We start from the raw sequence: 13,688 nt of genomic DNA, 5'->3' as shown, positions 1-13,688 counted from the left end.
TGGCCCGGCTTGTCCGGGCCATCCACGTTCTACTTTTACGAAGCTCAACAAGGAAGACGTAGATGGCCCGCATGAAGCGGGCCATGACTTAACGCGGAACTACCCGCTCGCCTTCTTGTCCTTCACGAACATCGATTTGATGTTGTCGAAGAGCTCAATCTTTGCGCCGTTCTTTTTCATGATCGCGCCCTGCTGGAGCACCGAGAGCAGGTTGTTCCAGGCCCAGTATATCACGAGGCCGGCTGCGAAGCTCGACAGCATGAAGGTGAAGATGACCGGCATCCAGTCGAAGATGAGCTTCTGCGTCGGGTCCGGCGGCGTCGGGTTCATCTTCATCTGAACCCACATCGTCACACCCATGATCAGCGGCCAAACGCCGAGCATCAGGAAGTGGCCGATGACCGGCACGGTCGACGGATCCCACGGGATGAGACCGAACAGATTGAACACGGTGGTCGGATCCGGAGCCGAGAGGTCCTTGATCCAGCCGAAGAACGGCGCGTGACGCATCTCGATCGAGATGAAGAGCACCTTATAAAGCGCGAAGAAGACCGGGATCTGGATCAGGATCGGCAGACAGCCGGCGAGCGGATTGATCTTCTCTTTCTTGTAGAGCTCCATCATCGCTTGCTGCTGCTTGACCTTGTCGTCCGGGAAGCGATCGCGGATCGCCATCATCTCGGGCTGCACGGCCTTCATCTTCGCCATCGAGGCGTAAGACTTGTTGGCAAGCGGGAAGAACACGGCCTTGACCAGCACCGTGACGGCGAGGATCGCGAGACCGAAATTGCCGAGGAATTTGTAGAGCCAATCGATGACGACGAACATTGGCTTGGTGACGAAGTGGAACCAGCCCCAGTCGATCAGCAACTCGAACTTGTTGAGGCCGAGCGCTTTCTCGTACGCGTCGATAATGGCGACTTCTTTCGCGCCGGCGAACAGGCGGCTCTCGTTCGAAGCGGATGCGCCCGGCGCAATCGCTTTGCCGTCGAGCAGGTAGTCGGTCTGGTAGCGCTTGACGTTGTTGACGGTGTCAGCCGTGAAACGGGCTTTGAGGTGGGCCTTCACGTCGGGTAGCAGCGTGGCGGCCCAGTATTTATCCGTGATGCCGAGCCAACCGTTGACGGTGTCGAACTTGATCTCTTTTTTCTTTTCGACGTCGCCGTAGTGCACTTCCTGCAGCTTCGGCGACTCGCCGGCCTTCTCGCTCAGCACGCCGATCAGGCCCTCGTGCTGGATGTAGAAGCCTTCGGTCTTCGGCGTGCCGTGGCGCGAGATGAGCGCATACGGATAGAGCGTGACAGCCTTATCAGACTTGTTCTCGGCCTCGTCCTTGACGGTGAAGAGATAGTTTTCGTCGACCGCGATGGTGCGGCGGAAGAGGATGCCGGCGCCGTTATCCCAGGTGAGAACGATCGGCTTGCCGATGGCGAGAGCGCCGGCGCCTTCCTGCTTCCACTCGGTGTCGGTGCCCGGCACCGCGATGTTCGCAGCCGGGTCGGCAGTCCAGCCGAACTCGCCGTAGAACGCGTTCGGGCTGCCCATCGGCGAGAGCAGAATGACCGGCGGCGACTTCAGATCGACCGTCTCGCGGTACTTCAGCAGCGCGAGGTCGTCGATGCGGCCGCCCTTCAGCGCGACGGTGCCCTTGATGAGCGGGGTCTCGACGGCGACGCGCGGCGAAGCGGCGAGCGCCTGATCGCGGGTCATTGCGGCCTGGGCTGGAGCCGCGCCCGGAACGCCCGGAGCCTGTGCGGCACCCGGCGTTCCCTGCGGAACCGGGCGACCATCGCTGCCGGCTTGCGGCTGCGGTTGGGTTTGCTGCTGTTGGGCTTGCCGCTGCGCTTCTTGGCGCTGCTTTTCCATCTGCGGAATGCCGAACCAGAACTGCCAGGCCAGAAGGACGACCGCGGACAGTGCGATCGCGAGGAACATATTTTTCTGGTCGCCGCCAAACATGGTCTTGGTCCCTATCGCGCTGTGCGCTTATCGCTCGGGCCGCTTTCGCGGCTAGAAGAGCCGCCCCCGCGGCCGGTCGCGCCGCTATCGCGGCCAGTCGAGCCGCTGTCGCGGCCGGCACGGCGCACGGCGCCGCGTAAATCCGCCATCAGGCGCTCGAACGGATGCTCGAGCGCCGAACGGCGTGCAATCAGTACGTAATCGTGCCCGGGCTGCAGAACATCCGCGCCCGAAAGCCGCACCATCTCACGCAGGCGGCGGCGCGCACGGTTGCGCTCCGTCGCGGTGCCAACCTTGCGGGACACAGTCAGCCCCACACGCGGCGCATCTTCATCGCCACGCCGGAGCATCTGCAAAACGAAAGCAGGGGTTGGAGCGCGCGGGCCTTTGCCGGCGGCGAGGAAATCGGACCGTTTGCGCAGTCGCTCCATGGGTGCAGGCTCTCGGCGGCGCGAGGCGTCGCCGCCCGCAATCAGGCGCTCAGACGCTTACGGCCGCGGGCGCGACGGGCAGCCAAAACTTTACGGCCACCCTTGGTGGCGAGGCGCGCACGGAAGCCGTGGCGGCGCTTGCGCACGAGCTTGCTCGGTTGATAGGTCCGCTTCACAGCTAACTCTCCGGCTATGGTGGCGCTCAAGCCTAATGGCGGGCGCCGGTCGAATTCTCACGAACAGCCAACTGCCATCGGGGCCAGCGGCGCTCGAAGTTGCCGGGCTTATACGGTGCGAGGGGTTTGGCGTCAACGCTCGAAACGCCTCTGGCGCAAGGATTATCCAGGCTTATGTTCCTCGGGTCTGTAACTTTATCATCGGCCGTCCGTACTGATGGTTGAGGATATTGGTCAACCAAGCGTTGCGTAGGCGGATGCAGGCGCGAAAACGTGTGTTAGAGTGCTGAAACGCCATTGGAATTTCGCGGACCCCGACATTGACGGACACCCCGGTCGAGCCCCCCAAGGAGACGCTGCGCGCCCGCTTCGGGTTGTCCAGCAAGCTCCTGGTGCTGACAACGCTGTTCGTGCTGATCACCGAAATTCTCGTCTACGTTCCGGCGATCGCCAATTTCCGTCTCGGCTGGCTGGGTGACCGTATCGCGGCCGCGCAAACCGCGGCGCTGGTCCTGCAAGCCGCGCCGACCGGAACGGTACCGGAAAGCCTCGCGCGCGAAATTCTGGACAGCGTTGGCGCCAAGGCCGTCGCGACAAAGACCGGCCAGCAGCGCCGCCTGCTCGCACTGTCGACGACGCTGCCGCCGGTCGACCACGACATCGATTTGCGGACGGCAACCTGGATGGAGGCTGTCACGGACGCGTTCGAGACATTGTTCTCGCGCGACAACGATTCGATCCGCGTCGTCGGACACGCTCCGATGGGCGGCGACTTCATCGAACTCGTGCTCGACGAAGCGCCGCTCCGCAATGCGATGCTGCGCTTCTCCGGCAACGTGCTGCTGCTCTCGCTGTTTATCTCGACGGCGACTGCCGTGCTGGTGTTCGTCTCGCTGCACTGGCTGTTCGTGCGCCCGATGCGGCGCATCACCGAAGAGGTGGTGACGTTCCGGCGCGATCCGCAAAACCCCGCGAACATCATGGCTACGACGGGCCGTAGCGACGAAATCGGCATCGCGGAGCGCGAGCTGTCGGGCATGCAGAAAGATCTCGCCGCGATGCTGAGCCAGAAGAGTCGGCTCGCGGCGCTCGGGCTCGCGGTGTCGAAGATCAACCACGATCTGCGCAATCTGCTCGGCTCGGCGCAGCTGATTTCCGATCGTCTCGCCGACGTGAAAGATCCGACGGTGCAGCGCTTCGCGCCGAAGCTGATGTTTGCGATCGAGCGCGCGATCGATTTCTGTCAGTCGACTTTGTCATACGGCGGTGCGCAGGAGCCGGTGCCGCAGCGGCGCATGGTCGAGCTCGCGCCGGTGGTTGAGGAATTGCGCGAAGCGCTCGCGGCGGGCGGCGAGCTTTCGATCGGCTTCGTCGTGTCGATCGAACGCGGGCTCGAGATCGACGCCGATCCGGAGCAGATTTTTCGCGTGCTGATGAATCTCGGCCGCAATGCGATGCAGGCGCTCGGCGAGCGCACACCGCCCGATCCGGAGCGCGATCAGGTGCGTATCGCGGGACGCCGCGAGGGCGCCGTCGTCGTCATCGAAGTCTCCGACACGGGGCCGGGCGTTCCGGCGCGCGCGAAAGATCATTTGTTCGAGGCGTTCTCGGGCTCGACGCGGCCGGGCGGTTCGGGTCTCGGCCTCGCGATCGTTGCCGAACTCGTGCGCGCGCATGGCGGCGAGATCGGGCTCGCGGAAGGCACGCTCGGCGCGACCTTCCGCTTCACGATTCCGGATCGCGCCGTGGATCTCACGGCGCGGCGGAAGTCCGCGAGGGCTTAGCGCTTAAGCTTCGTGCGTTGCCGCGTACTCCATCCCTCCCCGGGTCCCGAAGGGACCTGACGGGGAGGGTGGACGCCGAAGGCGGACGGGTGGGGTTTCGCTGAGACGATAGTGCCTTTAGCCCCCACCCCCGCGCTACGCGCGGACCCTCCCCCGGCGGGGGAGGGATGGGAATTCGCCGCGATGGTTCGGCGTTTCTCGGCCAGGTGAAAACGGCTTAAGCGCTGCGGGCCAGCGCGCCGTCGATCATATCGACCGTGTTGTTGAGGCCGTAGACGGTGACGAAAGAGCCGAAGCGCGGGCCTTTCTCCTGCCCGAGCAGCACCTGGTACAGCATGTTGAACCAGTCGAGCGAGACGCCCGGCTGACCGTCCTTCGCCTTCTTCTTGTGGTCGAGGAACGGCTCGCGGCGGCCGATCTCGTAGACGATATCCTGGATCGCTTCGGCGGTCGCGTCAGCCGGAAGCTGCGAGAGCGCATCGCGCAAATCCTTCAGTGCCGCGCGCTCGGTCTCGGTCGCGTTGCGGAACTTCTTCTCGGGCAGCACGAAGTCACGGAAATACTGGATCGCGTATTTCACCTGTGCGTCGAGATGCGGATGTGTCTGCGGCGTTACGCCCGGACGATACCGGCCGATGAAGCCCCACAGCGTGTCGGCATTCTCGGCGTTCGACGACGAGACGAGCGTGAGCAGCATCGCAAACGAGATCGGCATGTCGCGCGGCGTAGGCGCGCCGGCGTGAACGTGCCAGACCGGATTGGCGAGCTGATGCTTCAGCTCCTGCTTCGGATAGCCGTCGAGGAACTGCTGATAGTCGTCGACGTTGCGCGGGATGACATCGAAGTGCAAACGCTTCGCGGCCTTCGGGTCGCGATACATGAACAGCGACAGGCTCTCGGGGCTCGCGTAACGCAGCCACTCGTCGATCGTGATGCCGTTGCCCTTCGACTTCGATATCTTCTGGCCGTTCTCGTCGAGGAAGAGTTCGTAGTTGAAGCCCTCTGGCGGCGTACCGCCGAGGATGCGGCAGATCTTGCCGCTCGTCTTCACGTTGTCGATGTGATCCTTGCCGGACATTTCGTAGTCGACGTCGAGCACGGCCCAGCGCAGCGCCCAATCCGGCTTCCATTGCGCCTTGCAGCCGCCGTCGAGCACGGAGGTTTCCCAACGCTTGCCGCTTTCGGGCTCGTGCCAGACGACCGTCGCGCGATCCGCATGTACCTCATCGATCGGCACTTGCATGACAACGCCGCTCTCCGGATGGATCGGCAAAATCGGCGCGTAGGTCTTGCGGCGCTCCTCGCGCAAGGTCGGCAGCATCACGCCCATGACCTTGTCGTAGTTCTCGAGCATGCGCACGAGGCCATCGTTGAAACGGCCGGACGTGTAGTAGTCGAGCGCCGAGGCAAATTCGTATTCGAAGCCGAAGGCATCGAGAAAGCGGCGGAGCATCGCGTTGTTGTGATGCCCGAAGCTCTCGTATTGCCCGAACGGGTCGGGCACGCGCGTCAGCGGGCGGCCGAGATGCTGCTGCAAAAGCTCCTGATTCGGCACGTTGTCCGGCACCTTGCGCATGCCGTCGACGTCGTCAGAGAAGCAGAGCAGCTTCGTCTTGATCTTGTCGTCCGTGAGCACGCGGAAGGCGTGACGCACCATCGTGGTGCGCGCGACCTCGCCGAAGGTGCCGATATGCGGCAGGCCGGATGGCCCGTAGCCGGTCTCGAACAGCACCACGTCCTTCGGACGTTTCTTCAGCCGGGCAACGAGTTTTCGCGCCTCATCGAACGGCCAGGCATTGGACTGTTCGGCAAGGCTGCGCAAATCGGCAGCGGCGGCTTCGAGGGTCGACATTCGGTAACTCCGGGCGCCCGGTCTATCGAGCGCGCGCTTTGCTGTAAAAACCGGGAGCGCCGAGGTCAAACGTTTTCGTTGCGGGGCAGCAACCCAGGGGTCTGGCAGCCAAAAACGCTAGGGAGACATACAGGTCTTCGTCATGGCCCGGCTTGTCCGGGCCATGACGAAAGTTGGAGCAATTAGTAGGGCGAAACCGGGAAATAGCGCAGCCAGAGCTCGGAATAGCGGCCGCTGTCCCACAATCGGAACAGGGCCCAATTCAGCGCATTGCGCATGGTGTCGTTGCCGCGACGGACCGCGATGCCGATGCCGCCTCCGAAATAACGGCTTTCCGTGAACGGGCCGCCGCTGAAAGCGCAGCAATTGCCGGAGCTTTCGCCGTTGAGCCAGAAGGCGAGCTGAACCGCATCGCCGAAGACGAAATCGACATCGCCGGCTTTGAGCGCGTTGCGCGTCTCGTCGGCGTTCGCCATCGCTTTGACCTCGGCGTCGGTGAAGAAGGCTTTCAGAAACGCTTCATGCGCGGTGCCGTCGACGACGGCGACGCGTTTGCCCTTGAGGGCCTCGGGCGTGATCACGGGATGTGCGTTGTCGCGGCGCGAGGCGAAGCGCGCGGCGGAGCGATAGTACGGGTCGGTGAAATCGAGGCGGCGGCGGAGGTCCGTCGTCGCCGCCATCGACGCGATTGCGGCATCCGCACGATTGTCGGCGACCGAGTCCGCCAGCGTATCGAAGCGGCGCATCTGGATCGTGCAGGCGACTTTAAGTTCCTCGCAGATCGCGCGCGCGAGATCGACATTGAAGCCGACCGGGTTTCCGTCCGGCCCCGCATAGTTGAACGGCGGATAATCCGTTTCGGTGATGAAGCGAATGATGGTGTTCGCCGGCAGATCGGGCCGGTCCTGCCGCCGTTTCGGATCGAAGAAACTCGGTGTCGACGGCGCAGGTTGCGCGGCAGCGGGTGCGCTTGCGTTTTGCGCGTGCGCGCTCGGCGTCTGAACCAACGCGAATGCGATGAGTATTGTCACTAGTAACATTGCTGGCACGGCGCGCGAGCTTATAGTTTTTCGCAATCCCAACAAGAGCCGGCTGCGGCCCAAAACCGATCCTCTGAGTGAGGGGCCGGTGTCTTCTCGCTGTTGTGAGGTGCGAGGAAGTGGTCGAGGTGCCGGTTGCACCGCTGGTGAAATCGCGTGCGGAGCCCGATGCGGCGGTATCGCGACCGTTCACGGATTCCGGGGCCGCGCCGCGATGCGTGGAGATCGATTGCGTCAGGCGATGGTTCACGAGCGAACGACTCGCCGAGGTCGAAAAGCGTGCGCGACGGCTGGGCGTCGGCGCAGACGAAGTGTTGCTCGCCTCCGGTGAGATTGCGCCCGATCCGTATACGTATGCGCAGGCCGATGCGATCGGCCTCGACTTCGTCGATCTCGATAAGGTACCGCGCGCGCTGTGCCCGCTCGATGACGAAGCGTTGTTTGATGCGGCGCGCAAAGGGTTGTTGCCGATTTATGATGGCGATGTGCTGCGGTGGGCGGTCGCGAAGCCCGGCTTGTGGATGCGCGCCATCATCGGGCGAGCGAAGGCGAGCGCCGCGATACGCCAACGCTTCATGCTGACGACGCCGCAGCGGCTGCGCCGCTTTGTCGAACGGCACAGTGTTCAATGTTTGCACAGCCTTGCGGCGCAGCGCTTGCGCGAGACTGCGCCGGAATTTTCAGCCGCAATGCCGAATCGTTTCGTCGGGCCGATCGTGCTCGTGATGCTGGCGGTGCTGAGCTTTTTGGCGGCGCCGCAGCTTGTCGCGCATACGTTGCTGTTTTCGCTTTCCGCATTGTTCATCGCAGGCGCGGTGCAGCGTCTGTCGTTCCTGAGACATGCCGGTCCGACGGCGCCGCCGCTGACAAACAATCTTCCGCTCTATACGATCATAGCGGCCCTCTATCGCGAAACGGATATCTTGCCGAAGTTGATCGCGGCTCTCGAAGCCATCGACTATCCGCGCGAGAAGCTGCAGATCATTCTCGCGCTCGAACCTGACGACTACCCGATGCGCGATGCGGTTGCGGCGCTGAAGCTAGGCGCACGTTACGAGGTCGTATTGGCATCGATGCCGCCGCCACGCGGGAAGCCCAAGGCGCTCAATGCCGCGCTCCAGTATGTGCGGGGCGACTATGTCGTCGTATTCGATGCCGAGGACAAACCGGAGGCCGGTCAACTGCGCGAAGTCGCGGCGATTTTCGCGGCCGATGAAGAGGAGATGTTGGCCTGCGTTCAGGGCCGACTCACCATCGAGAACAGCGACGACGGCTGGCTGCCGAGCGTCTTCACCGCCGAGTATGCGGGCCATTTCGATGTGATCCTGCCGGCGCTCGCGGCGCGCGACATGCCGGTCCCGCTTGGCGGTAGCTCGACGCATGCGCGTACGAAAATTCTTCGCGATGTGGGCGCTTGGGATCCATACAACGTCACGGAAGATGCCGATCTCGGAATTCGGCTGGCGCGGTTCGGCTATCGCACCGCGATCGCTTCGTCTTCGACATATGAAGAAGCGCCGGCGCTGCCGATGGCCTGGATCAAGCAGCGAACGCGCTGGTTCAAGGGCTGGATGCAGACCTGGGCCGTGCATGCGCGAAACCCTGCGCGGCTGGTGCGGGAGCTCGGGGTGCGCGGCGCGCTTGGCCTGCACTTCTTTCTGTTCGGCATCGTGTTCGCGGTGCTGATCCAGCCGGTTGCCTGGGTGTTGATCGGCATCGGCCTGCTCGCACCAAGTCTATTACGTCTCGACGCGCTGCCCGGTTGGGTCGTGGCGTTCCATTTCTCGGCACTTGGTCTCGGCTATGTGGCCAGCATCATCGTCAAGCTCGAAGGTCTGCGGCGCCGCGAGTTGCTCACGTGGCGCAGCGGCGCGCTGCTCGTCGCGCGCATGCCGGCCTATTGGGCGCTGCTATCGCTCGCGGCGTGGCGGGCGCTCGGACAATTTTTCTCCAGGCGCTTTTATTGGGAGAAGACCGACCACGGCCTTGCGCGCACGTCGCGGCGCGCTCAGAGGTAGCGCTTCAACTCTGCGGCTGCGTCTTCAGGCTTACGATCGAGCTTGAAGGGCGCGATGAACCTGCCGTTGCGATCCATCAGATAGACCAGCGCGGTGTGGTCCATCGTGTAGTCCTCGCCCTGCGTCGGAACTTTCTTGGCGTAGACGCGGAAGGATTTCAGCACGGCTTCGATTTCGGCCGGCGTGCCCGTGAGCCCGACAAGGTGCGGGTCGAAGCTCGACATATAATCCTTGAGCTTGTCGGGCGTGTCGCGTTCCGGATCGACGGTGACGAACAGCGCAGCGGTCTTGTCAGCCGCAGGGCCGAGTGCGCGCATCAATTCAGACACTTCGAAGAGCTTTGTCGGGCAGATGTCCGGACAATGCGTGAAGCCGAAGAACATCAGGAACGGCTTGCCCTTGAGATCGTCGGCAGAAAATTTCTTGCCGTTGTGATCGGTCAGCGTGAACGGCCCACCGACAGCCGAAGCGGTCGCGATCACCGGCGCGGGCGTGCGGCCGGTCAGCACGAAGACGACCGCAAGCATGCTGACGAGGCCGACCGTGAAGGCGGCGGCGATCAGAAGAATGCGGGAGGTCGCTGGTTTCATATCGGGAGCGATCAGAAGCAGAGGGCGAGGCCGGCCACGATGATCTCGTGGAAGACGGCGCTGCCGTGGCGCGCCCACAGGAACAGCCCGCCGCCGATGAACACGGTCAGCGCAGCGCCCGCGACGAGCGTTGCGCGCGAATAGGCTCGTTCGGTAGCGTTCTCGGTGGTCATTACCGTCATGCTAACACGATTTATGGGGTCGGCTCGGTCCGGGCAACCGCTTATCGCGGTGCTCATCAGTATGTGACCGCAACGAAGTAGAGCCCGTCCGGCGGTGCAACGGTGCCGCAGCGGCTGCGATCGCGCGAGGCGAGGACGTCGGCGAGATCGTCCGGCGTCCAGCGGCCTTCGCCGACATTGGCGAGCGAGCCTGCCATCGAACGCACCTGATTGTGCAGAAACGAACGCGCCGAGGTTCGGATTTCGACGACGTGGCCGACGCGGACCACATCAAGCCGGTCCAGCGTGCGCAGCGGCGAGTTCGCCTGGCACTCGGCGGCGCGGAAAGCCGTAAAATCGTGGCGGCCGAGGAGGCGCTGACCGGCCGCATGCATCGCGGCCACATCGAGCGTGCGCGGCACGCGCCAAGCGCGGCCACGTTCCAGCACGAGGTCCGGACGGCGGTCGACGATGCGGTAGAGATAATGGCGCGCGCGCGCCGAGAAACGTGCGTCGAAATCCGGCGCCGCGCGTTCCGCCGCGACAATCGCGACCGGATGCGGGCGGAGATGCGCGTTGACGGCGTCGCGCACAGTGCCGGGATCATGATCGCGGGCGAGATCGAAATGCGCGACTTGGCCGAGCGCGTGAACGCCGGCGTCTGTGCGGCCGGCGCCTTGCACCGTGACGCGCTCGCCCGAGAAGGCTTCGATCGCGTCGGTGAGCGTGCCCTGCACGGAGGGAAGGCTCGCCTGCATCTGCCAACCCGCGAAGGGAGCACCGTCGTATTCGATGGTGATTTTGTAGCGCACGGCTACGCGACCGTCGTGCCGGCGCGGACAGCCGTGCCGCGCAGGAAATCCGCGGCGCTCATCGGCTGCTTGCCGGCGCGCTGCACCGTGACGAGGCGGATCGCTCCGTCACCGCAAGCGATGGTGAGTGAGTCGTCGAGTGCGGCGCCGGGTGTGCCGGAACCGTGCGCTATCGTTGTTTGCAAAGCCTTGATGCGCACGGGTCCGCTGTCGCTTGGCAGCTCGAACCAGGCGCCCGGAAACGGCGAAAGGCCGCGGCAGTGGTTGTGCACGTCGGCCGCGGACTTCGTCCAATCGATGCGCGTTTCGGCTTTCTCGATCTTGTGCGCGTAGGTGACGCCCTCAGTGGGCTGCGGCGTGAACTGCAGGCCGCCGCGCGCCAGTGCGCCGAGTGCACGGACCATCAGGTCGGCGCCGAGACGCGCGAGCGCGTCATGCAGCTGGCCTGCCGTCATATCCGGCGTGATCGCGACACGTTCGGCGAGGCCGACCGGCCCGGTGTCGAGGCCCTCCTCCATCCACATCGCGCAGACGCCGCTTTCCTTATCGCCCGCCATGACGGCGCGATTGATCGGCGCTGCGCCGCGCCAACGCGGCAGCAACGAGCCGTGGAGGTTCAGACAGCCGAGCGGCGGCGTATCGAGGATCGCTTTCGGCAGGATCATGCCGTAAGCGACGACGACCGCGACATCGGCCGCATGCGACGCGAAGGTCGCGGCTGCTTCTTCGGTGCGCAGTGTTTTTGGTGTGAGGACTTCGATGCCGAAGCGGCGTGCTTCGCGCTCGACCGGCGAGGGGCGCAAATCCATGCCGCGGCCAGCCGGCTGCGGCGCGCGCGTATAGACCGCGACGACCTCATGGCCTTGGCCGATGATTTCGAGCAGCGTGCCGACTGCGAAGTCCGGCGTTCCCATGAAGATGACGCGCATGTGGTCCCCGCGCGTTGTTAGCTTGCCGCGCGTTTGGCGGCCTTGACGAATTTCTTCACGATGCGGTCGCGCTTCAGCTTCGATATGTGATCGATGAAGAGCACGCCGTTGAGGTGGTCGATCTCGTGCTGCAGGCAGGTCGCGAGCAGCCCGTCGGCTTCAATTTCCTGCGCGGCGCCTTTCTCGTCGAGATATTTTACGCGGACGCGGGCAGGTCGCTCGACGTCTTCGTGAATCTCTGGAATCGAGAGGCAGCCCTCTTCGTAGCTCGAAAGCTCTTCCGAGCTCTCGACAATCTCCGGATTGATGAAGACGCGCGGTGCGCGCTCTTCCTCGCCGCGCGACAGATCCATCGTGACGACGCGCTTCGGCACGCCGACCTGGATCGCGGCCAGGCCGATGCCGGGCGCGTCGTACATGGTCTCAAACATCTCCTCGATCAGACGCTTGATGTCGGCGTCGATCTTTTGGACCGGTTCGGAGACCTGGCGCAGCTGCGCGTCGGGCAAGATGACTAGGGGGCGGATCGCCATGCGGGCGATGTATTTCGTTCGATCGCGCGGGTCAATTGGTTGCGATCATTCAGGCTTTGGCAGCAGTGGATGAGGCGAACGGACATTAACCATCCGATTGTTCTCTATTCGTTCTGAGAGGCGAATCACGTTATGTTCGCCGCATGGATCAGATTCTCTGGATTGTCGGCGGCACGAAGGTGACGCTCGCGATGGTGACGGCGGGCGGCGTGATGCTTGCCGGGCTCCTTCTTCTTTGGATCGCGATCGCGGCATCGCGGGCGGCGAGCAACCGCAAGCTGGAGGCGACCGAGCGCCAGCTTCTCGCGCTCGAACTCGAGCAGCGGATGGGCGAGGTTGCCCGCATCCAGTCGGAAATGACCGGCCGCATGCAGAATATGGGCGACATGTTCGCGAGCCAGCAGTCGGAACTCGCTCGTTCGGTCAGTGAACGGCTCGATTCGGTGACGCATCGGCTGGGCCAGTCGATGGAAGCGACCACCAACAAGACGACCGACAATCTTCGGCATCTCTATGAGCGTCTCGCGCTGATCGACAATGCGCAGAAGAATATCTCGGACCTTTCGACGCAGGTAACGTCGTTGAGGGAAGTGCTCGCCAACAAGCAGGCGCGCGGCGCTTTCGGGCAGGCGCGGATGGAAGCGATCGTCCGCGATGGCTTGCCGTCGAACGCCTATGCGTTTCAGCACACGCTCTCGAACGGCTTGCGGCCCGATTGCGTGGTGTTTCTCCCCGACGAGCGGCCACTGGTGATCGACTCGAAGTTTCCGCTCGAAGCCATCACGGCCTTCGGTCAAGCGAAGAGCGACGACGAACGCAAGCGCGCCGGGCAGCGGCTGCGCGCCGATCTCGGCAAGCATGTCGGCGATGTCGCGCGCTATCTCATTCCGGGCGAGACGCAGGAAATGGCGCTGATTTTCGTGCCGTCCGAGTCCGTTTACGCGGAACTGCACGATGCGTTCGACGACATCGTGCAGAAGGCTTACCGCTCGCGCGTCGTGCTGGTTTCGCCGGCATTGCTTATGCTGGCGATCCAGGTCGTCCAGCAAATTCAGAAGGATGCGCGGATGCGCGAGGCGGCGAGCCAGATTCAGACCGAGGTCGGCCATCTGATGCAGGATCTCGGGCGGCTCAACGAGCGCGTCGTCAATCTGCAGCGCCATTTTGGGCAAGCGAATGAGGATGTGCGGCAGATCATGCTGTCGCGCGACAAGATCGAAAAGCGGGCGACGCGGATCAACGAACTCGATTTCGAGGAGCCGCGCGAGGCCGGCTTGGCGCTGCCGCGGCCCCTGCGGCGCGACGCCGCCGAGTGATTTGGGCAGCCGCATAGCGACTCAAAGCGCATTTTGCTACCTGAGCGTATGGGATCGCAAAAAGCCTTTGCCACTCGCTCCGCTCAT

At 63.7% G+C, this 13,688-nt stretch carries 13 protein-coding genes; 3 read left to right on the top strand and 10 right to left on the bottom strand.

The annotated features are described in order from the left end of the window. Positions 1-99 precede the first annotated feature (99 nt). The 3 genes from yidC to rpmH are packed head-to-tail and all read right to left on the bottom strand — an operon-like array spanning position 100 to position 2,566. Positions 100-1,959, bottom strand: coding sequence for a membrane protein insertase YidC (gene yidC / locus GJW30_RS01130; RefSeq protein WP_096350654.1), 1,860 nt, complete (start codon positions 1,957-1,959; stop codon positions 100-102). Between the two features lie 11 nt (positions 1,960-1,970). After that, positions 1,971-2,390, bottom strand: a complete 420-nt coding sequence (gene rnpA / locus GJW30_RS01125) for a ribonuclease P protein component (protein WP_096350652.1) — start codon at positions 2,388-2,390, stop codon at positions 1,971-1,973. Between the two features lie 41 nt (positions 2,391-2,431). Then, a complete protein-coding gene (gene rpmH / locus GJW30_RS01120; RefSeq protein ID WP_096350650.1) occupies positions 2,432-2,566 on the bottom strand; it encodes a 50S ribosomal protein L34 in 135 nt (44 codons plus the stop codon). Between the two features lie 320 nt (positions 2,567-2,886). On the opposite strand from rpmH, the gene GJW30_RS01115 reads away from it, so the two are divergent. Continuing rightward, positions 2,887-4,350, top strand: coding sequence for an ATP-binding protein (locus tag GJW30_RS01115; protein ID WP_096350648.1), 1,464 nt, complete (start codon positions 2,887-2,889; stop codon positions 4,348-4,350). Between the two features lie 217 nt (positions 4,351-4,567). Here the strand turns inward: GJW30_RS01115 and GJW30_RS01110 are convergent, their stop codons facing one another. Beyond that, positions 4,568-6,202 (bottom strand): lysine--tRNA ligase, encoded by a 1,635-nt coding sequence (locus tag GJW30_RS01110; RefSeq protein WP_096350646.1) that lies wholly within the window; start codon positions 6,200-6,202, stop codon positions 4,568-4,570. A 182-nt stretch (positions 6,203-6,384) separates the two neighbouring features. Beyond that, on the bottom strand, positions 6,385-7,242 hold the full coding sequence (locus GJW30_RS01105) for a transporter substrate-binding domain-containing protein (protein WP_096350643.1): 858 nt from the start codon (positions 7,240-7,242) through the stop codon (positions 6,385-6,387). 128 nt (positions 7,243-7,370) lie between these two features. Between GJW30_RS01105 and GJW30_RS01100 the strand changes: the two genes are divergently transcribed. Continuing rightward, positions 7,371-9,260, top strand: a complete 1,890-nt coding sequence (locus GJW30_RS01100; RefSeq protein ID WP_130364691.1) for a glycosyltransferase — start codon at positions 7,371-7,373, stop codon at positions 9,258-9,260. Here GJW30_RS01100 and GJW30_RS01095 read toward each other — a convergent pair. The 5 genes from GJW30_RS01095 to def form a co-directional block, all read right to left on the bottom strand. Continuing rightward, positions 9,251-9,850 carry an SCO family protein gene (locus GJW30_RS01095; RefSeq protein ID WP_096350638.1) on the bottom strand — a complete coding sequence of 200 codons (600 nt, stop codon included), beginning with the start codon at positions 9,848-9,850 and terminating at the stop codon, positions 9,251-9,253. The genes GJW30_RS01100 and GJW30_RS01095 overlap by 10 nt on opposite strands. Before the next feature lie 11 nt (positions 9,851-9,861). Continuing rightward, entirely contained in the window at positions 9,862-10,023 is a 162-nt protein-coding gene (locus GJW30_RS22475; protein ID WP_207227146.1) for a hypothetical protein, read from the bottom strand. A 65-nt stretch (positions 10,024-10,088) separates the two neighbouring features. Beyond that, positions 10,089-10,769 (bottom strand): tRNA pseudouridine(38-40) synthase TruA, encoded by a 681-nt coding sequence (gene truA / locus GJW30_RS01090; RefSeq protein ID WP_245408765.1) that lies wholly within the window; start codon positions 10,767-10,769, stop codon positions 10,089-10,091. A gap of 56 nt (positions 10,770-10,825) precedes the next feature. Further along, complete coding sequence (gene fmt / locus GJW30_RS01085; protein WP_096350633.1) at positions 10,826-11,752, bottom strand: methionyl-tRNA formyltransferase; 927 nt, start codon at positions 11,750-11,752, stop codon at positions 10,826-10,828. A 17-nt stretch (positions 11,753-11,769) separates the two neighbouring features. Further along, entirely contained in the window at positions 11,770-12,285 is a 516-nt protein-coding gene (def, locus tag GJW30_RS01080) for a peptide deformylase (RefSeq protein WP_096350631.1), read from the bottom strand. A 143-nt stretch (positions 12,286-12,428) separates the two neighbouring features. Between def and GJW30_RS01075 the strand changes: the two genes are divergently transcribed. Then, positions 12,429-13,601, top strand: a complete 1,173-nt coding sequence (locus tag GJW30_RS01075) for a DNA recombination protein RmuC (RefSeq protein WP_096350628.1) — start codon at positions 12,429-12,431, stop codon at positions 13,599-13,601. Positions 13,602-13,688 lie beyond the last annotated feature (87 nt).

The sequence above is a fragment of the Variibacter gotjawalensis genome, from assembly GCF_002355335.1.
In the GTDB taxonomy this organism is placed as follows: domain Bacteria; phylum Pseudomonadota; class Alphaproteobacteria; order Rhizobiales; family Xanthobacteraceae; genus Variibacter; species Variibacter gotjawalensis.
Note: the sequence above shows the minus strand (reverse complement) of the source record. Positions and strands in the feature narration are given on the sequence as shown.

Bases quoted from the DNA above. Each gene is read 5' to 3' on its own strand.
- def (WP_096350631.1), bottom strand. From the start codon at position 12,285: ATGGCGATCCGCCCCCTAGTCATCTTGCCCGACGCGCAGCTGCGCCAG.
- GJW30_RS01075 (WP_096350628.1), top strand. From the start codon at position 12,429: ATGGATCAGATTCTCTGGATTGTCGGCGGCACGAAGGTGACGCTCGCG.
- GJW30_RS01105 (WP_096350643.1), bottom strand. From the start codon at position 7,242: ATGTTACTAGTGACAATACTCATCGCATTCGCGTTGGTTCAGACGCCG.
- fmt (WP_096350633.1), bottom strand. From the start codon at position 11,752: ATGCGCGTCATCTTCATGGGAACGCCGGACTTCGCAGTCGGCACGCTG.
- truA (WP_245408765.1), bottom strand. From the start codon at position 10,769: ATGCAGGCGAGCCTTCCCTCCGTGCAGGGCACGCTCACCGACGCGATC.
- yidC (WP_096350654.1), bottom strand. From the start codon at position 1,959: ATGTTTGGCGGCGACCAGAAAAATATGTTCCTCGCGATCGCACTGTCC.
- GJW30_RS01095 (WP_096350638.1), bottom strand. From the start codon at position 9,850: ATGAAACCAGCGACCTCCCGCATTCTTCTGATCGCCGCCGCCTTCACG.
- GJW30_RS01110 (WP_096350646.1), bottom strand. From the start codon at position 6,202: ATGTCGACCCTCGAAGCCGCCGCTGCCGATTTGCGCAGCCTTGCCGAA.
- GJW30_RS22475 (WP_207227146.1), bottom strand. From the start codon at position 10,023: ATGACCACCGAGAACGCTACCGAACGAGCCTATTCGCGCGCAACGCTC.
- rnpA (WP_096350652.1), bottom strand. From the start codon at position 2,390: ATGGAGCGACTGCGCAAACGGTCCGATTTCCTCGCCGCCGGCAAAGGC.